The following is an 18,330-nucleotide window of genomic DNA, read 5'->3' as shown; positions in this document are numbered from 1 at the left end:
CGGGCATAACTTCAATAGTGCAACAGTGTTTGTTATATTATTGTGCAATTGAGCGGGTGTTGTGGCGTGATGCCACCCCGGCCAAACCTGAGAATTGGGTCTCCCGGAGACAGAGATAAAAACATGTTAGATTTTCGCTTTCCGACAGCGTTGCAAATGGTACTTAGCGTAGCCGTGGCTGAAAAGCTGGGCGTGCGTTCGACCAGCGCGGTCCTTGCCGCCGGTCTGGAAGCCAATCCCAGTTTTATCCGCAAGCTGATGGTGCCCTTGACCAAAAATGGCATCATCGTTTCTACCCTCGGGCGTAATGGTTCGATTCACCTGGGGCGTCCGGTGGAGCAGATCACCCTGCGAGATATTTACCTGTCCGTGATTGACGATAAGCGCATCTGGGCCGCCCGCCCGGAAGTGCCGGCCCGCTGCCTGGTCAGCGCCAATGCCTGTTGGTATTTCAAGTCGGTGGTAAACGAAGCGGAAGAAGCGTCGCTAGAAGTACTGGCGCGCCATACGGTAGCCGACGCGTTGGCCGAGCTGGAGCGGGGCGATAAGCGTGCCTGTGCGGAATATATGGCGCGTGCCGGTCAGGATGCAGAGACAGCGGAAAAATAAATCACGCTAAACGCTAAAACAAAGAAAAAGCCCGGTGTTTAAACCGGGCTTTTTTATGGCTGACAAAGTCCTTTGCCGTTAAAAAATCTGATCTTGGGACGAATAAAAACAAAGAATTATGTCTTCTGATCTACCCCAAACATCCGAAAATCCCATTTTTCGGGTGTTTGTCATCAGACTAAGCCCGGTGTTTAAACCGGGCTTTTTTATGGCTGATACAAACGGAAGATTAGGCCGTTTGCTGACGTGCCTTACGTGTGACCATACGACGCAGGGTTACGTAGAACACCGGGGTCAGGAACAACCCGAACAGCGTGACGCCCAGCATGCCGGCAAACACCGTAATACCGGTGACGCCGCGCACTTCGGCCCCGGCACCGTGCCCCAGGATCAGGGGAATGGTTCCGGCGATAAAGGCGATAGAGGTCATCACGATCGGCCGCAGTCGCAGACGGCAGGCTTCCAGCGCCGCTTCCATGATGCTTCTGCCCTGTAGCTCAAGTTCGCGGGCGAACTCGACAATCAAAATGGCGTTTTTACAGGCCAGCCCCATCAATACCACTAACCCTACCTGGACGAACACGTTGTTGTCGCCGCCGGTCAGCCAGACGCCGAACAGCGCCGACAGCATGGTCATCGGCACGATCAGGATCACCGCCAGCGGCAGCGTCCAGCTTTCGTACAGCGCCGCCAATGCCAGGAAGGCCAGCAGTACCGCCACCGGGAACACAATAATCGCCGCATTGCCCTGGGTTGACTGTTGGTAGCTCAGGTCGGTCCATTGGATGTTCATACCGTTCGGTAACAGCTTATTGGCCATGCTGGTCAGTTCACTCATTGCCTGTGACGATGACAACACCCGTGGATCGGCATCGCCAATCAGGTCCGCCGCCGGGAAACCGTTGTAGCGGATCACCGGGTCCGGGCCGTAGGTGGTGCTGATGCTGACCATGCTGCCAATTGGCACCATTTCACCCTTATCGTTACGGGTGCGCAGGTTGGCGATATCCTCCACGCTGTCGCGGAACTGACCATCAGCTTGGGCCATCACTTTCCAGGTGCGACCGTAGCGGTTGAAGTCATTGATGTATGACGAACCAAGGTAGGTCTGCAGCGTGCTGAACAATGCGTTAAGCGGTACGCCTTGCGCCTTGGCCTTGTCGCGGTCAATTTTTGCGTCCAACTGCGGCACGTTGGCCTGATAAGACGAAATAGGGAAGCCCATGCCCGGCGTTTGCATGATGGCACCCGACATCGTATTGATCGCAGTCTGCAGCGCGCCATACCCCAGACCGGCACGATCCTGAATATACAGCGAATACCCGGAGCCCTGACCGATGCCGAGAATGGGCGGTGGCATGATCGAGAAGGCAAAGCCTTCCTGGATCTGTGAAATCTTGGCGTTAATTTCGGCGTTAATCTGCGCCGCACTGCGGGTGCGGGTGCTTAACGATTCAAGCGCAAAGAACACGGTGCCGGTGTTGGGCGTATTGGTGAACTGTAACGCATTCAAACCGGGGAAGGAGACTGCATCGGTTACGCCGTCGACGCTCAGGCCGATAGCGCTCATCTTGCGGATCACCGCATCGGTACGCTCCAGTGACGAACCTTCCGGCATTTTCACCCCGCCAATCAGGTAAAGTTTGTCCTGAGTCGGGATAAATCCGCCCGGCACGGTTTTAAACATCACCCCGGCGGCACACAGCAACAGCACGTACACCACAAATACCGCGCCACGCTTGCCTAACGCACGTGAAACCCCACGCTGATAACGTTGCGAACTGTTGGCAAAGAAGCGGTTGAACGGGCGGAACAGCCAACCGAATAACCGATCAATCAGGCGTGACGGCATGTCCTTCGGCGCACCGTGCGGTTTGAGCAGCAGCGCTGCCAATGCCGGTGACAGGGTCAGCGAGTTGATGGCGGAAATCACGGTCGAAATGGCGATAGTGACGGCAAACTGCTTATAAAACTGGCCGGTAACGCCGGAAAGAAACGCCATCGGGACGAACACGGCGCACAGCACCACGGCGATGGCGATAATCGGGCCGGAGACTTCGCGCATTGCCTGATGCGCTGCCGCCAGCGGCGACAGACCTTCTTCAATATTACGCTCGACGTTTTCCACCACCACGATGGCGTCGTCGACCACGATACCGATGGCCAGCACCAGCCCGAACAAACTCAACGTATTTAGCGAGAACCCCAACAGATAGAGCGCAGCAAAGGTGCCGACGATGGAGATCGGAACCGCCAGTAGCGGGATGATCGACGCGCGCCAGGTCTGCAGGAACAGAATGACCACCAGAACTACCAGCAGCACCGCTTCAAGCAGGGTATCTATTACCGAGCGGATAGAATCGCGCACGAACACCGTAGGGTCGTACGGCGATTCCCAGCTCATGCCGTCCGGAAAGCGGGTCGACAGCTCGGCCATTTTGGCTCGCACCGCATTGGACAGCTCAATGGCATTGGCACCCGGTGCCTGGAAGATACCAATCCCGACCGCGTCTTTATTATTGAGCTGGGCACGCAACGCATAGCTGCCGGAACCCATTTCAATACGCGCCACGTCACGCAGGCGGACGATCTCGCCGTTGTCGCCGCTTTTGAGAATGATATTACCGAACTCTTCCTCAGTCTGCAGGCGGCCCTGCGCGTTGATCGACAGCAGGTAATCGCTGCGGGTCGGCATAGGTTCCGCCCCCAACTGGCCGGCGGAAACCTGCACGTTTTGCTCCTGCATGGCGGTAACCACGTCAGAGGCCGTCAGCCCGCGTGAAGCGACCTTGTTCGGATCCAACCAGATGCGCATCGCATATTCGCCCGCACCGAAGATCTGTACCTGACCGATCCCCGGCAAACGGGCCAGCTCATCCTTGACCTTCAGGGTGGCGTAGTTGCGCAGGTACAGTGAATCGTATTTGCCGGAAGGGGAGACCAAATGCACCACCAGCGTCAGGGCAGGTGATTGCTTCTGGGTGGTTACCCCCTGGCGACGCACATCCTCCGGCAGGCGCGCTTCGGCCTGCGCCACGCGGTTTTGCACCTGCACCTGTGCCTGGTCAGGATCGGTACCCGGGCGGAAGGTGACGGTGGTTACCAGGACACCGTCGGAACCGGCTACCGATTTCATGTACATCATATTTTCGACGCCGTTGATCGCTTCTTCCAGTGGCGTTGCAACCGTTTCGGCAATCTCTTTCGGGTTGGCGCCCGGGTATTCTGCGCGCACCTGCACGCTTGGCGGCACGACGTCAGGGTACTCGCTGATCGGCAACAGCGGGATGGCAATCACACCGCCGACAAAAATCAGGATCGACAGCACCGCGGCAAAAATCGGTCGGTCGATGAAAAAACGGGAAAAGTCCATGGCTCAGAATTCCTGCTGGGGCTTAGTTAAGCGCGGAAGCATCGGCGTTGATCGCCACGGTTTTTGCTGCAACCGGCATGCCCGGCATAAACACTTTTTGCATACCGTCGACGATCACCCGATCGCCCGCAGACAGGCCTTTGCGGACAATGCGCAGTCCGTCAGCCACGCGGCCTACCTCGATGTCTCGGCGCTGCGCCTTGCCGTCTTTATCGACGATATAAACAAACTTGCGGTCCTGATCGGTCATTATCGACTTGTCGTCAATCAGCATGGCGTTGAACACGGCACTGCCGGGCATCTGCACCCGTGCAAACAGCCCTGGCGTAAAGCGGCGCTCGGCGTTTTCCAGCAGGGCGCGCATACGAATGGTACCGGTGCCGGCGTTCAGTTGGTTATCGGTGAAATCCACCACGCCCTGATGCGGGTAGCCGTCTTCGCCCACCAGCCCGACCTTCACCGGCAGTTTTGCCGTGCGTCGACCATCGTTTTGGTACCGCAGGAAGGTGGCTTCATCGACGTCGAAATAGACATACACCTTATCGAGCGAGACCAGCGTGGTGAGCACGCTGGCGCTGTCGCCGGCGGTGACCAGGTTACCGGCAGTGATCATGGCGCGGCTGGCGCGACCGTCGATCGGGGCGATCACTCGGGTAAAGTCGAGATTCAACTGTGCCATGTCGAACTGGGCCTGGGCTGCTAAAACGTTGCTCTGTGCCTGTGCGGCGGAGGAGCGACGTTGTTCCCATACCTCGGTCGAAATCGCCTGGCTGCCAATCAGCTTCTCGGTACGGCTGGATTCGCTGCGCGCCAGCGCGGCCTGGTTGCGCGCCCGCACCAGTTCGGCCTGAGCCTGTTCGCGCGCGGCGCGGTAGGTACGATCGTCTATGGTAAACAGCACCTGACCTTTCTTGACTTCGTCGCCTTCGGTGTAATTCACCTTGTCGATATAGCCGGAAACCCGCGGACGCAACTGCACGCTTTGCACCGCTTCGATTCGGCCATTAAAGGTATCCCATTGGCTGATGGGTTTGATTACCACGTCGGCGGCGCTGACGGCAGGCGGCGGGGGGGCCGCATTCTTGGCGGCGCTGTTATCACACCCGGCCAGCAACGTGACCAGCAGCGCAATCGCCGAGAGGCGTGCGCCGAAACCGATGGCGTTATGACGGCCTGGAGAGGGGAACAATGAGTTTGGCTGGCTTGGCATTCTTTTTATTTCCAGTGGGTAAGCACGATCAGGCCATACACCCGGCCCTGTTATCCGGGTAACGACTCTGGCCTGGGGCCGACGGCAGTGCGGTTGCACCGTCATCGGCGCAACGGTTAGGTTTTGAAACACATTGTTGTCACATTAATGTATCAATATCGGTTACATTAATTGGGTGGATTATAGAAGTGCCCCTCCGTTAAATGCAATAATAAAAATTGCATTTAGTGCGAAACTGCTGCAACGTAATGACATCGGGCAGCGGATTTACCTGCCAACGTCATGGGAGCGTCAGCATGAATAGCACGGGCTTTATTACTGATTTGATTGAGTGGATTGACAACAATCTGGAAGAGAAGCTGGATATCAACACCGTGGCGGGGCGCGCGGGGTATTCTAAATGGCACCTGCAGCGTATGTTCAAACGCCAGACCGGCTACGCGCTGGGGGAGTATATCCGTATGCAGAAGCTGAGGCTTTCAGCCGAGCGCCTGGCCAACAGCGGCGAGCCGATCGTCAGCGTGGCGATCTCACTCGGCTTCGATTCGCAACAATCCTTCAATCGCAGTTTTAAACGCCATTACGGCCAAACCCCGGGTGACTGGCGCCGAGGTGGAATGCAGCCGCATATGATGGCCAACCGACCGCACTGAGGCGGATTGCAGACAACAAAAAAGCCTGAACTTGCGTTCAGGCTTTCTCGTCAAATAGGGCGGTGAGGGAGGGCTTGATTCGCTGCGTTCAGCCTCCCGGTCGGTATGAGATGCAAAAAAAAAGTCTGGAGGTTAATCCAGACTTTCTCTTTAAAATATGGCGGTGAGGGAGGGGTTCGAACCCTCGATACACTTTCGCGTATACACACTTTCCAGGCGTGCTCCTTCAGCCACTCAGACACCTCACCGTATTTTGTTGTTGCGTACTCACTGGTGCAACGGGGCGCTACTATAGGGAGAGAGGGCGATCCGGTCAAGCAGAATTTCTTGGTTTCGACGCGTCCGGTTAACCTGTGTTCGCTTTGCCGAAAACTACGGCGAACCGCACGCACAGGCAGTTTCGCCAGGGCGTTTCCTGCGCCGCAGGCAACAAAAAAGCCTGAACTTGCGTTCAGGCTTTCTCATTAAAATATGGCGGTGAGAGAGGGGTTCGAACCCTCGATACACTTTCGCGTATACACACTTTCCAGGCGTGCTCCTTCAGCCACTCAGACACCTCACCGTTTTACTTCATCGCCAACGCGTTGCGCTGTCGACGGGCGCTAATGTAGGAGAATCTGATCCCAGCGTCAACCCTCTTATGACATAACCATGACTGTTTAGCTAAACTTGCAGCAATTTGCTGATTTCCCGAGCAATCGACCACCGCGGTACACACATCCGCTGGACCCTCATGGGGCTAAATTGCCTTCCAGGTTAATATTTGTACATTTTGGTGTTGGTTAGCTCAATATATCAGCAGTGGGATTATCCATGGTGCAGTTATATGCATTAATACTGGATTATTAGTCATATGTGTCGCTAAATAGATTGGTGCAGGCACGGCGGTTTTGGCAAGGAATATCACACCGCCGCGCAGGTTGCCGGGCAAGACGCCGGCGATAACGCAGACAGGGACTGACCTATTAAATAATAATGCAGTAGAGGTTCATTTTGACTCCATCGGACTCCACAACGGCAGCGCCGCAGCGCCATGCCATCCCCCCGGGCGCCGGGGCACTGTTCTTTATCCAAATCTTTGCCACCCTGGGTTTTGCCGTGCTGTATTCCACGCTGGTGCTGTACGCCACCAAGCGCCTGGGCTTCAGCGAAGGCAGCGCCAACGCCATGATGGGCGTATTTGGTGCGTTCAACTACGGTTTGCATATGTTTGGCGGTTACCTGGGCGGGCGCTTCCTCAGCAACCGCAACCTGTTCGTGCTGGGCATGGTGCTGCAGGTGATCGGTTGTGCATTGATCGCCGTGGCGGGCGTTTGGGGGCTTTATTGGGGGCTGGCGATGTTCCTGACCGGCAGCGGGCTGAACGTCACCTGCATTAATATGATGCTGACCCAACGCTTTAAACCGGATGACGATCGGCGCGAATCGGCCTTTTTGTGGAACTACGCCGGGATGAACCTGGGGTTCTTTGTCGGATTCACCGTGGCCGGCTATTTCCAACTGACCGAAAACTACCGCGCTCTGTTCCTGTTCGCCACGTTGGGCAATGCCGCGGCGATCATCGTCGCCGTCAGCCGCTGGCGCATTCTGGCCGATCTCAACACCCCGCTGCACGATGCCAGCCGTTCGCAATACCGCTGGCGCATGCTGGTCGGGCTGGCGGTATTGGTGGCGCTGGTGCCCATTATCCGCGTGATGCTGACCCATGCCGAATTCAGCGGCCACTTCGTGATTGGCCTCGGAGTACTGATTTTCCTGATGTTATGCGTGGTGACGTTGCGCCACCATCCGCGTGACGAGCGTCGCCGGATGACGGCTTACCTGATCCTGGCGTTAGGCTCTCTGGTGTTTTGGGCGCTGTATCAGCTGGCCCCAATGGGGCTGATGCTGTTCTCCGAACACAATATCAATCTGAACGTTTATGGCATTCAGGTGGCGCCGCAGTGGATCCAGAACATCAATACGCTGGTGATCGTGGTGGGTGGCCCGTTGATGGCCTGGTGGTTCAATCGCCTGCGCGCTCGCGGCTGCAATATCGATATTCCGATGCAGTTCTCCGGTTCGCTGTTTTGCATCGGGATGGGCATGCTGGTGTTGCCGTTGGGCATTAGCCTGGCTGGCGGCGACGGGCTGGTGGCGTTCAAATGGATCGCGATCAGTTACGTGTTGCAGAGCATCGGCGAACTGATGATTTCCCCTATCGGTTACGCGATGATCGGCAAACTGGCGCCACCGCGTTATCAGGGCGTCATGATGGGCTGCTGGATGATGGTCACCGGCGTTGCTTCGGTGCTGGCGGGCTATGTCTCCGGCCTGATGCCGGAAAACAGCGGCAGTACCCCGTTGCAAACTAACCCTGGCTACAGCGAGGTGTTCAGCGTACTGGGCTGGGGCGCCGCGGGCGTTGGCGTGGTGATGCTGATTTTGATCCCGCTGTTGCGCAGGCTTATCCGGCATGACGCTCCTGCCGCAGCCTGAGATCCCTCGGTCTAAAAACAGCCCCACTGGTCGGGGCTGTTTTCATTTTGAGCTTTAGCGCTTGCATCTGTTGGCGAATCGCGGAAGTCTGGATGCAAATGCATAAAAACAGACGGGAGCCGCACAGATGAACATCATTTTTTATCACCCTTTCTTTAACGCCCAGGACTGGCTGACAGGCCTGTCGCAGCGTCTGCCACAGGCGACGGTACGTGCCTGGCAACCTGGCGACGATCGTCCGGCGGATTATGCGCTGGTGTGGCGGCCGCCCTATGAGATGCTGGCGAATCGCGGCAAATTAAAAGGGGTTTTTGCCCTCGGCGCGGGCGTTGACGCCATCCTGGAACAAGAGCGCCAGCATCCCGGCACTCTGCCGGCAGGCGTTCCGCTGGTGCGCCTTGAGGACACCGGTATGGCGCAACAGATGCAGGAATATGCACTTAGCTATGTGCTGCGTTATTTCCGCCGTTTTGATGAATATCAGTTGCTGCAACAGCAGCAGAAGTGGCAACCGCTCGATCCCCATCAGCAGGAGAATTTCACCATTGGCATTTTGGGGGCGGGGGTGTTGGGGAAAAGCGTGGCGCTGAAACTGGCGGAGTTTGGTTTCAACGTGCGTTGCTGGAGCCGCAGCCCTAAACAGATTGCCGGCGTGCAGAGTTTTGCCGGTGTAGAGCAACGCGCCGCGTTTCTCGATGGCGTGCAATTGCTGATCAACCTGCTGCCCAATACGCCGGAAACCGCAGGTATCCTCAATCAGCAACTCTTTGCGCATCTGGCGCCTGGCGCTTACCTGATCAATCTGGCGCGTGGCGCGCATCTGGTTGAGGACGATTTACTGCAGGCGCTGGAGCAGGGGCAAATCGCCGCCGCTACGCTGGATGTGTTCGTTGAGGAACCGCTGCCACAGGCGCATCCGTTCTGGCGTCATCCGCGTGTCACCATTACCCCGCATATTGCTGCCATCACCTTGCCGGAAGCGGCGATGGATCAGATAGCGGCAAACATCCGTGCGCTTGAATCCGGCCAAACACCGGCCGGCGTGGTGGATGTGCAACTGGGTTACTGATCTTTCGGTGATGCACCTGCTAAGCTAATTGAATAATAAACCGCGCCTGCCGCCGTATTTACGGCAGGCCGCCAAGAAGGAGAAGTAATGTACCCCGTTGATTTACATATGCACACCGTCGCCAGCACCCACGCCTACAGTACGCTGCATGACTACATCGTCGAAGCCCAGCAAAAGGGCATCAAACTGTTCGCCATCACCGACCATGGCCCGGATATGGCCGATGCGCCGCATTATTGGCATTTTATGAACATGCACGTGTGGCCACGTCTGGTGGACGGCGTGGGCATATTGCGCGGCATCGAGGCCAACATCAAAAACCTGCAGGGCGATATCGACTGCACCGGCCCGATGCTGGATAAAATCGACGTAATTATTGCCGGTTTCCACGAGCCGGTATTTGCACCGCAGGATAAAGCGGCCAATACCGAAGCGATGATCGCCGCGATGGCGCAAGGTGACGTGCACATAATCAGCCACCCTGGCAACCCAAGATATCCGATCGATATTGCGGCGGTTGCTGCCGCCGCGGCCAAATACGACGTGGCATTGGAACTGAACAATTCGTCGTTCACCCATTCGCGCAAGGGCAGCGAGGATAATTGCCGGGCGATTGCCGCGGCGGTGCGTGATGCCGGTGGCTGGTTAGCGCTGGGCTCGGATTCACACATTGCTTTCTCGCTCGGCGGTTTCGAGCACTGCGAACGCATCATTGCCGAGGTGGAGTTCCCGCAGGAGCGTATTCTCAACGTGAGCCCACGACGCCTGCTCGATTTTCTCGAGCGTCGCGGCAAGCCGGCGATTGCGGAATTGGCCGATTTGTGACATCGTCCCGGCAAATTTTTCCGTATTGTATAAGGCATTATCATGAATGAGTTTTCCGTTGTTTGCCGCGTGCTGGGTACGCTGTTTTATCGCCAGCCGCAGGATCCGTTGCTGGTGCCGCTGTTTACGCTGATCAAAGAAGGCAAGCTGCAACAGCACTGGCCGCTGGAACAGGACGAACTCTTGGTACGCCTGCAGCAGGGTTGTGATGTGAACCTGCTGTCCAGCGACTTCAACGCCATGTTCGTCGGCAGCGAATGCAGCGTGTCACCTTTCCGTTCGGCCTATGTTGAAGGGGCAACCGAAGCGGAAGTGCGTACTTTCCTGCAGCAGCGCGGCATGCCGCTCGGAGAAGCGCCGGCCGATCATTTCGGTTCTTTGTTGCTGGCGGCCTCCTGGCTGGAAGACCAGTCTCAGGAAGACGAAGCGCAGGCGCAAATCACGCTGTTTGACGACTATCTGCTGCCATGGTGCGGCCGTTTCCTCGGCAAAGTAGAAGCTCACGCCACCACCGGTTTTTACCGCACTTTGGCGCTGTTGGCTCGCGAGTCGATTCAGGCAATGCGTGACGAACTGGCGGAATACGAACAGGAAGAAGACCAGCCGGGCGAAGAGGGCGAACAGCCTTAATCCGTTAGTGGCCGGCTGGCGCCTGATGGCGAAGTCGGCCTTTTCCCACCATCAATGTTCCCCGCTACACAGGTTTTCATCCCCCATACGTAAACTGACAAAAAATCCCCTAATCTGACGCTTTACCGGCGGCCTGGCCTTTTTGTGCCTGCACGCCTTGTTTCCTCACGCAAAGGGTAAAGCATGAAAAATAACTGGATGCAGCAGATCCAATCGATGATTGGGCAAAAGGCCGGTTCAATCGGCGGTTCGGAAGGTATCGGCAAGCTGCTGGCCCCGACTGCGCTGGGTGGCTTGGTGGGCGTTTTGCTGGCGAATAAGTCTTCGCGCAAGCTGGTCGGCAAATTCGGCAAGAATGCGTTGATTATCGGCGGCAGCGCAGCGGTTGGTGCAGTGCTGTGGAATAAGTACAAACAACGGGTGAAAGAAACCCACCAGAACGAACCGCAGTTTGGCCTGCAGACCACGCCGGTGGACTTGCGTGCCAAACGTCTGGTGCAGGCGCTGGTGTTTGCCGCCAAAAGCGACGGGCATATCGATGCGGAAGAAAAGCTCGCCATCGACCACAGCCTGGAACAGCTGCAGGTGGGTGAAGAAGCGCAAAAATGGGTGCAAGAGGCGATCGACCAGCCGCTTAACCCGGATTTGATCGCCCAGAGCGTCAAGAATGAAGACGAAGCGCTGGAGGTATATTACCTGAGCTGCATGGTGATCGACGTGGATCACTTTATGGAGCGTGGTTATCTGGATGCTCTGGCGCAGTCGTTGAAGATCCCGGCGGACGTCAAGCAGGGCATAGAAAACGACGTGAACGAGAAAAAACGCGAGCTGGCATAGCGCCGCTTGGCAAGCCGGGGGGAATCGTGTCACTCTTGCCTTAATCAAGGTAAGCGGATGATTTAACAATGATGACCCCCCCTAAGGCAGAAAAACGTCCTTATCCCATTACGGTTCACGGCGACACGCGTGTGGACGACTACTATTGGCTGCGCGACGACGATCGCGCAGACCCGCAGGTATTGGACTACCTGCAGGCGGAAAACGCCTTCACCGATGCGGCGCTGAAACCGCAGCAGGCCCTGCGCGAAACGCTGTATGAAGAAATGGTGGCGCGCATTCCTCAGCAGGAACATTCAGTCCCCTATGTCAGAAACGGCTACCGCTATCAGACGCGCTTCGAACCGGGCAATGAATACGCGATTTATGTGCGTCAGCCGCAGGCGGAAAGCGAACATTGGGACACCCTGATCGACGGAAACCAGCGCGCCGAGCAGCGAGAGTTTTATACCCTTGGCGGGCTGGAAGTCAGCCCCGACAACCAGCGGCTGGCGGTAGCGGAGGATTTCCTCTCTCGTCGCCAATACGACATTCGTTTCAAAAACCTCAGCGACGACAGCTGGACCGACGAAGTGCTGGAAAACACCTCCGGCAACTTCGAGTGGGCCAATGATTCAGCCACCGTGTATTACGTGCGTAAACACGCTAAAACGCTGTTGCCGTATCAGGTCTATCGCCATGTGGTAGGTACCGATCCGCAGCTTGATGAATTGATCTACGAAGAGCTGGATGACACCTTCTATGTCGGGTTGGAAAAAACCACCTCCGAACGTTTCATTTTGATCCACCTGAGCAGCACCACCACCTCGGAAATTCTGCTGCTGGACGCCGATCGCGCCGACAGCACGCCGCAGATGTTTGTGCCGCGCCGCAAGGATCATGAATACGGTATCGATCACTATCATCAGCATTTCTACATTCGTTCCAACAAGGACGGCAAAAATTTCGGCCTGTACCAGAGCGAGCAGGCGGACGAAGCGCAGTGGCAGACGTTGATTGCTCCCCGCGTGGAAGTGATGCTGGAAGGCTTTAGCCTGTTCCGCGACTGGCTGGTGGTAGAGGAACGCAGCGAGGGGTTGACCCAACTGCGACAAATTCACTGGCAGAGCGGTGAAGTGAAGCGCATTGCCTTCGACGATCCGACCTACACCACCTGGCTGGCATACAATCCGGAGCCGGAAACCGAGCTGCTGCGCTATGGTTACTCCTCGATGACCACGCCCACTACGCTGTATGAGTTGAATCTCGACAGCGGCGAACGTGTGATGCTCAAACAGCAGGAAGTGAAAAACTTTACCCCGGAAAACTACCGCAGCGAGCGAGTCTGGGTGAAGGCGCGCGACGGTGTCGAGGTGCCGGTTTCGCTGGTTTATCGCCCGGATAGCTTCGTGCACGGCAGCAACCCGCTGATGGTGTATGGCTACGGCTCTTACGGCAGCAGCATGGATCCGGCCTTTAGCGCCAGCCGCTTGAGCCTGCTGGATCGCGGTTTTGTCTTTGCCCTGGCGCACATTCGCGGTGGCGGCGAATTGGGGCAGCTGTGGTACGAAGACGGCAAGCTGTTCAACAAGCAAAATACCTTCAACGACTTTATCGACGTGACGGAAACCTTGATTGCTCAAGGCTACGGCGATGCCAAACGGGTATTCGCCATGGGTGGCAGCGCCGGCGGATTGCTGATGGGTGCGGTGATTAACCAGGCACCACAGCTGTTCAACGGCATCGTGGCGCAAGTGCCGTTTGTCGACGTGGTCACCACCATGCTTGACGAGTCCATTCCACTGACCACCGGTGAATATGACGAGTGGGGCAACCCGAACGAACGAGCTTATTACGACTACATTTTGCAGTACAGCCCGTACGATCAGGTCAAGGCGCAGGATTACCCGCATATGCTGGTCACCACCGGCCTGCACGACTCGCAGGTACAGTATTGGGAACCGGCCAAGTGGGTAGCGAAATTGCGTGAGTTGAAAACTGACGACCGCCAACTGCTGCTGTATACCGATATGGATTCCGGCCACGGCGGCAAGTCCGGGCGTTTCAAGGCCTACGAGGATATCGCGCTGGAGTACGCCTTTATTTTGGCGCTGGCGGAGTAACCTTCTGGCGGGCGGCTGGCGCTGCCCGCTTTCTTCAGCCGATCAGATAGTATTTCAGCGTGTGTTTCATGTCCGGGCTGAGATCTTCAATGGATTTCAGCATCCAGCGCAAATAGCCGGGATCTTCCTGCGCAATGCGATCAATTTCCTGCCCACGGTATTTTCCGAACTTAAACTTCTTCAACAGCACCGGCTGCTCGGTGATTTGCGCCATTTGCTCCGGCGTCCAGCCTGAATCCTTGATGATGCGTTGCAGCAGCGCGGCGGTCACGTAGCAGTCATACAATGCGCGGTGCGGATACAGCGTCGTGTCCTGCGGCAATTGCACATCCAGATTGAGCGCGTAGCGCAGATATTGGTTGCCGTATTTGAGGTCCGGGTACAGGTTACGGGCCAGCTTCATGGTGCAGATCCAGGCGCCGTTCATTTCAGGCAGTACGCCGCGATCGAAAGCCGCATTGTGAGCGACATAGTAGGGGCTGCCGAGATAACGCCCGATCGCCACCGCGATCCGCGGTTTCCCTTCGACCATCTGCTCGGTAATGTGGTGAATAGCCATGGCTTCAATGCCAATTGGCCGGTCAGGGCTGATCAAATCGCTCATGGGATTGGTGATTTGCCCGTCAATCAGATCGACAGAGGCCACTTCGACTACGCCGCCTTCCAGCCCGCAGGTTTCAGTATCTATTACGCGTAAATTCATGGTTTCCTCAGGATGGCTGCACAGGTTTAGCTTAACGGGCCGTTACGCCAATGCCAACCGTTGAAAGCGGGGACGTTATTTCAGGCAACAAAAAACCCGCCTTGGCGGGTTTAACTCTACGGTTAGAAGTTCGCTTACTCGCCGGACGTTTGCCCTTTTTTGGCGCGTTTGCCTGCGCGTTTTTCAGCAGGGGTTTTCAACGGCTTCTTCTTCGCATTTTTTTTGCTATCCATTCCCTTACTCATGATGGCCTCTCAGTTACCTATGGTTGGGTGGGTTGCTCAGCCATTAACCCCCTTACGCCTGTCGGATGCAAGCATGAAAGCAGGTGTTTTAGTTAATCGATTGTTTATAGGTTGAATTTTGTTTTTCAGGAAAGGCTGCTGAAAATATTTGATATGTTATAATATAACAATTAAATCCTAACCGGAGAGCGCCATGACAGTCGTTTCCATGTTAAACCAGCAACAGCTTCTGGCCATGCCGGAGTCTGACTACATGAACCCGGCGCAGCGGGCCTTTTTTCGCCAGCGCTTGCTGGAAGAGCAGCAAAAACTGCTGCAGCACATCGATGCGTTGAAGCGGGATATCGACAGCGGTGAAGTTTCAGGTGACGAAGCGGACAAGGCCGCGCGTGAAGAAGACTTGCGGTTGCTGTTTCGCCAGTTGGATCGCGAAAGCCGTTTGCTGCCGAAAATCAGCGCGGCGCTGACGCGTTTGTATAACGGCGACTATGGTTATTGCCGTGAAAGCGGAGAGCCTATTGGCCTGGCGCGCTTGCTGTTGCGGCCAACGGCGGAACTGAGCATTGAGGCCAAAACCGCGCAGGAAATGCGCGAACCGCATCTGCGTAAGCGGGGTTGATTCTACGGCTGGCTCCCAACGGCCAGCCGGTATTTTGCCGGCAAGTCGTATTCATTTTAAGCAAACGAACCTTAACTTGTTGGGGAGCGTAGGAGTTTTCAGGATTTACCGTTGACCAAATGAGTGGCTTCGGCTTTGATGAGGGTATGACCCACAGAGAGACGGAAGCGCCATGGAACAATTACGAGGTTTGTACCCGCCGTTAGCAGCATATGACAGCGGTTGGCTGGACACCGGGGATGGCCACCGGATCTACTGGGAACTGAGCGGTAACCCGAACGGTAAACCGGCAGTCTTTATTCACGGTGGACCGGGGGGCGGCATTTCTCCTTATCACCGCCAACTGTTCGATCCGCAGCGCTACAAGGTATTGCTGTTCGATCAGCGTGGCTGTGGCCGTTCCAAGCCGCATGCCAGCCTGGACAACAACACCACCTGGCACCTGGTGCAGGACATCGAACGGCTGCGCGAAATGGCCGGTGTCGATCAGTGGCTGGTGTTTGGCGGCTCCTGGGGCTCAACGTTGGCGTTGGCCTACGCACAGACTCATCCGCAGCGCGTCAGTGAAATGGTGCTGCGCGGCATCTTTACCCTGCGCAAGCAGGAGCTGCATTGGTACTATCAGGACGGCGCTTCGCGCTTCTTCCCGGAGAAGTGGGAACGTGTGTTGTCGATTCTTTCAGAGGAAGAACGCAAGGACGTGATTGCTTCTTACCGCCAGCGCCTGACCTCAACGGATCCGCAGGTGCAGCTGGAAGCGGCCAAACTGTGGAGCGTGTGGGAAGGGGAGACGGTGACCTTGCTGCCCAGCAGCGAGTCGGCTTCTTTTGGCGAGGACGATTTCGCGCTGGCGTTCGCCCGTATCGAAAACCACTACTTTACTCATCTGGGCTTCCTGGACAGCGACGATCAACTGCTGCGCAACGTTCCGCTGATCCGGCATATTCCGGCGGTGATCATCCATGGTCGTTACGATATGGCTTGTCAGGTACAAAACGCCTGGGATCTGGCGAAGGCTTGGCCGGAGGCGGAGCTGCATATTGTTGAGGGGGCCGGACACTCATTCGATGAGCCCGGCATCCTGCACCAGTTAATGCTGGCGACCGACAAATTTGCCGGCAAATGACACCGAGCCCGCCACTACGGCGGGCTTTTATTATTTGGATTTCGGTTCGTACGGCAGGCGCGAATACTTGTGCGATTCTGCACGGTAGTGCGCCACGCGTTCGCGGAAATAATCACGCAGGTGTTCGGGCTGTTCACGCTCAACCATTTCGGGGATCACCGGCATGTTGTAGCGCTCTTTGAACGCCACGCCGGAAGCTGCGAGATCAACGTTCACTTTGTCCATCTCTTCTTTGGAAAGCTCTGCCAAATTGTAACCCACCGTATTCTCCTTACTGTTACCGCATTGGATCAGCGCAGAAGGTAATCCACCCGGCGGCGCTTGGCAAGCCTGAAGCGCGCAGGGGGGGATGGTCGCCAATAACCGGTAACGGAAAAGGTTATTTATTATTCGTTCAGCAATGCAATTCATTTGTTATTTTAAATAAGAATGATTCGCTTTTTGATTAAATTTACAGATGGAAATAGTTATCATAATTATTTAAATGAATAATTAGTGTTTTTCATAACTATTTGATTTTGTTTTAATTTAAAATTAAATCATCGATGATGTAAATCAGGTGTGTTTATTTTGTTTTCGTCAGGGCATAATGCGGAAAAATTAAGTTGATACCTGCAAAATAAAGGAATGATTATGCTGACGCCTGAAATGACCAAAAAGCTGAATGAGCAACTGAACCTGGAGTTCTACTCTGCCAACCTGTATCTGCAAATGAGTGCCTGGTGCAGCGATAAAGGCTTTGAAGGTGCCGCGGCATTCCTTAAAGAACACTCTCAGGAAGAGATGCAGCACATGCAGCGCCTGTTCGAATACCTCAGTGATACCGGTGCACTGCCGCTGCTAGGCACCATCGCCGCGCCGCCGGTTGAGTTTGGTTCCCTGGCAGAGGTGTTCCAACAGACGTACGAACATGAGCAACTGATCACCCGCCAGATCAATGAACTGGCGCACGCGGCAATGACCGCTCATGACTATTCAACCTTCAACTTCCTGCAGTGGTATGTTGCCGAGCAGCACGAAGAAGAGAAGCTGTTCAAATCCGTACTGGATAAACTGGCGCTAGTGGGCAACAGCGGCAATGCCCTGTTCTTCATTGATAAAGATCTGAAGAAAATGGGTGCGGCCGGCGAAAACGGTAACGGCCAGGCCTAATCCTTTTGTAGAAAACCGCGTGTCGGCGTTGGCCGGTGCGCGGTTTTTTTATGCCCTGCATTTATCGCGGTTTTACAGCGATATGTGCTACTGGATCGCAAAATGCCAGCGTTCTGCTCGACTTGCATAATGACACTCGTTATCATTTGACGCGATACGCTACAGGGAAGGTTGAGAGTCAAAACAGGGGGTTACTCCCATAATTCTGTTTACCCGTGGCGCAATCATCTGCGGTGGGTTGGGCTGCTGATACATCGCCCTGGCGGTTAGCCTGGCTCCTTATCACCCTCGATTATTGCTTTAAGGGATATCACTGTGATCGGTAAAATTCGGACTTCTTATCGCCTGCTTTCCACCATTTTCGTGCTGTTTGTCGGGCTGTCCTCACAGCAGGCACTGGCGCATGCCCATTTAAAAGTTGAAACGCCGGCGGCAGATGCCAGCGTGAGCCCGGCACCCAAGGTGCTGACGCTCAATTTCTCCGAGGGCATTGAGCCCAACTTCAGCGGCATTAAAATCACCGGCCCAGACAACGCCGAAGTGAAAACCGGCAAGCTGCAGCTCGATGCGAACAACAATACCCAGGTCAATCTGCCTATCGAAGGCGATCTGGCGGCAGGCAAATATAACGTCAGCTGGCATGTGGTGTCGGTCGACGGTCATAAAACCAAGGGCCAATACAGCTTCACCGTAAACTGA

At 55.7% G+C, this 18,330-nt stretch carries 16 protein-coding genes and 2 tRNA genes; 12 read left to right on the top strand and 6 right to left on the bottom strand.

The genetic code is table 11. The annotated features are described in order from the left end of the window. Positions 1–123 precede the first annotated feature (123 nt). On the top strand, positions 124–609 hold the full coding sequence (locus AC1RKC_RS04220) for an RrF2 family transcriptional regulator (RefSeq protein ID WP_020826363.1): 486 nt from the start codon (positions 124–126) through the stop codon (positions 607–609). A 229-nt stretch (positions 610–838) separates the two neighbouring features. On the opposite strand, the gene sdeB is transcribed toward AC1RKC_RS04220, so the two are convergent. Both sdeB and AC1RKC_RS04210 read right to left on the bottom strand, forming a co-directional pair. Continuing rightward, entirely contained in the window at positions 839–3,982 is a 3,144-nt protein-coding gene (gene sdeB, locus AC1RKC_RS04215) for a multidrug efflux RND transporter permease subunit SdeB (RefSeq protein ID WP_116690743.1), read from the bottom strand. 22 nt (positions 3,983–4,004) lie between these two features. Then, on the bottom strand, positions 4,005–5,192 hold the full coding sequence (locus AC1RKC_RS04210; protein ID WP_197820550.1) for an efflux RND transporter periplasmic adaptor subunit: 1,188 nt from the start codon (positions 5,190–5,192) through the stop codon (positions 4,005–4,007). 296 nt (positions 5,193–5,488) lie between these two features. Here AC1RKC_RS04210 and AC1RKC_RS04205 point away from each other — a divergent pair, with 296 nt between their 5' ends. Continuing rightward, entirely contained in the window at positions 5,489–5,845 is a 357-nt protein-coding gene (locus tag AC1RKC_RS04205) for a helix-turn-helix domain-containing protein (protein WP_020826366.1), read from the top strand. Between the two features lie 158 nt (positions 5,846–6,003). Here the strand turns inward: AC1RKC_RS04205 and AC1RKC_RS04200 are convergent. Next, positions 6,004–6,093 (bottom strand) — tRNA-Ser (locus AC1RKC_RS04200). Positions 6,094–6,317: 224 nt separating this feature from the next. Further along, positions 6,318–6,407, bottom strand: a tRNA-Ser gene (locus AC1RKC_RS04195). Positions 6,408–6,838: 431 nt separating this feature from the next. Here AC1RKC_RS04195 and AC1RKC_RS04190 point away from each other — a divergent pair. The 6 genes from AC1RKC_RS04190 (at position 6,839) to AC1RKC_RS04165 (ending at position 13,786) form a co-directional block, all read left to right on the top strand. Continuing rightward, positions 6,839–8,323 (top strand): peptide MFS transporter, encoded by a 1,485-nt coding sequence (locus tag AC1RKC_RS04190; RefSeq protein ID WP_434679205.1) that lies wholly within the window; start codon positions 6,839–6,841, stop codon positions 8,321–8,323. Positions 8,324–8,450: 127 nt separating this feature from the next. Beyond that, a complete protein-coding gene (gene ghrA, locus AC1RKC_RS04185) occupies positions 8,451–9,392 on the top strand; it encodes a glyoxylate/hydroxypyruvate reductase GhrA (protein WP_046373900.1) in 942 nt (313 codons plus the stop codon). Positions 9,393–9,479: 87 nt separating this feature from the next. Then, on the top strand, positions 9,480–10,217 hold the full coding sequence (locus AC1RKC_RS04180; protein WP_020826369.1) for a phosphatase: 738 nt from the start codon (positions 9,480–9,482) through the stop codon (positions 10,215–10,217). 42 nt (positions 10,218–10,259) lie between these two features. Then, positions 10,260–10,847 carry a TorD/DmsD family molecular chaperone gene (locus AC1RKC_RS04175; protein ID WP_020826370.1) on the top strand — a complete coding sequence of 196 codons (588 nt, stop codon included), beginning with the start codon at positions 10,260–10,262 and terminating at the stop codon, positions 10,845–10,847. Between the two features lie 183 nt (positions 10,848–11,030). After that, the gene (locus AC1RKC_RS04170; protein ID WP_020826371.1) at positions 11,031–11,684 is read left to right on the top strand and encodes a tellurite resistance TerB family protein; all 654 of its coding nucleotides are present in this window, start codon (positions 11,031–11,033) and stop codon (positions 11,682–11,684) included. 68 nt (positions 11,685–11,752) lie between these two features. Beyond that, positions 11,753–13,786 (top strand): S9 family peptidase, encoded by a 2,034-nt coding sequence (locus AC1RKC_RS04165; protein ID WP_115059095.1) that lies wholly within the window; start codon positions 11,753–11,755, stop codon positions 13,784–13,786. A gap of 34 nt (positions 13,787–13,820) precedes the next feature. On the opposite strand, the gene exoX is transcribed toward AC1RKC_RS04165, so the two are convergent. Further along, positions 13,821–14,489: an exodeoxyribonuclease X gene (gene exoX, locus AC1RKC_RS04160; RefSeq protein WP_261449716.1), complete on the bottom strand. Its 669-nt coding sequence runs from the start codon at positions 14,487–14,489 to the stop codon at positions 13,821–13,823. A 438-nt stretch (positions 14,490–14,927) separates the two neighbouring features. On the opposite strand from exoX, the gene dksA reads away from it, so the two are divergent. Both dksA and pip read left to right on the top strand, forming a co-directional pair. Next, positions 14,928–15,353: an RNA polymerase-binding protein DksA gene (gene dksA / locus AC1RKC_RS04155; RefSeq protein WP_020826374.1), complete on the top strand. Its 426-nt coding sequence runs from the start codon at positions 14,928–14,930 to the stop codon at positions 15,351–15,353. A 172-nt stretch (positions 15,354–15,525) separates the two neighbouring features. Continuing rightward, on the top strand, positions 15,526–16,479 hold the full coding sequence (pip, locus tag AC1RKC_RS04150) for a prolyl aminopeptidase (RefSeq protein WP_020826375.1): 954 nt from the start codon (positions 15,526–15,528) through the stop codon (positions 16,477–16,479). A 30-nt stretch (positions 16,480–16,509) separates the two neighbouring features. On the opposite strand, the gene AC1RKC_RS04145 is transcribed toward pip, so the two are convergent. After that, positions 16,510–16,740: a DNA polymerase III subunit theta gene (locus tag AC1RKC_RS04145; protein WP_020826376.1), complete on the bottom strand. Its 231-nt coding sequence runs from the start codon at positions 16,738–16,740 to the stop codon at positions 16,510–16,512. Positions 16,741–17,112: 372 nt separating this feature from the next. Here AC1RKC_RS04145 and ftnA point away from each other — a divergent pair, with 372 nt between their 5' ends. Then, positions 17,113–17,631, top strand: coding sequence for a non-heme ferritin (gene ftnA, locus AC1RKC_RS04140; protein ID WP_020826377.1), 519 nt, complete (start codon positions 17,113–17,115; stop codon positions 17,629–17,631). 315 nt (positions 17,632–17,946) lie between these two features. Then, on the top strand, positions 17,947–18,330 hold the full coding sequence (gene yobA, locus AC1RKC_RS04135) for a CopC domain-containing protein YobA (protein ID WP_020826378.1): 384 nt from the start codon (positions 17,947–17,949) through the stop codon (positions 18,328–18,330).

The sequence above is a fragment of the Serratia sp. GW822-FHT06E05 genome (assembly GCF_058799445.1).
This window is presented reverse-complemented; position numbering and strand designations above follow the sequence as displayed.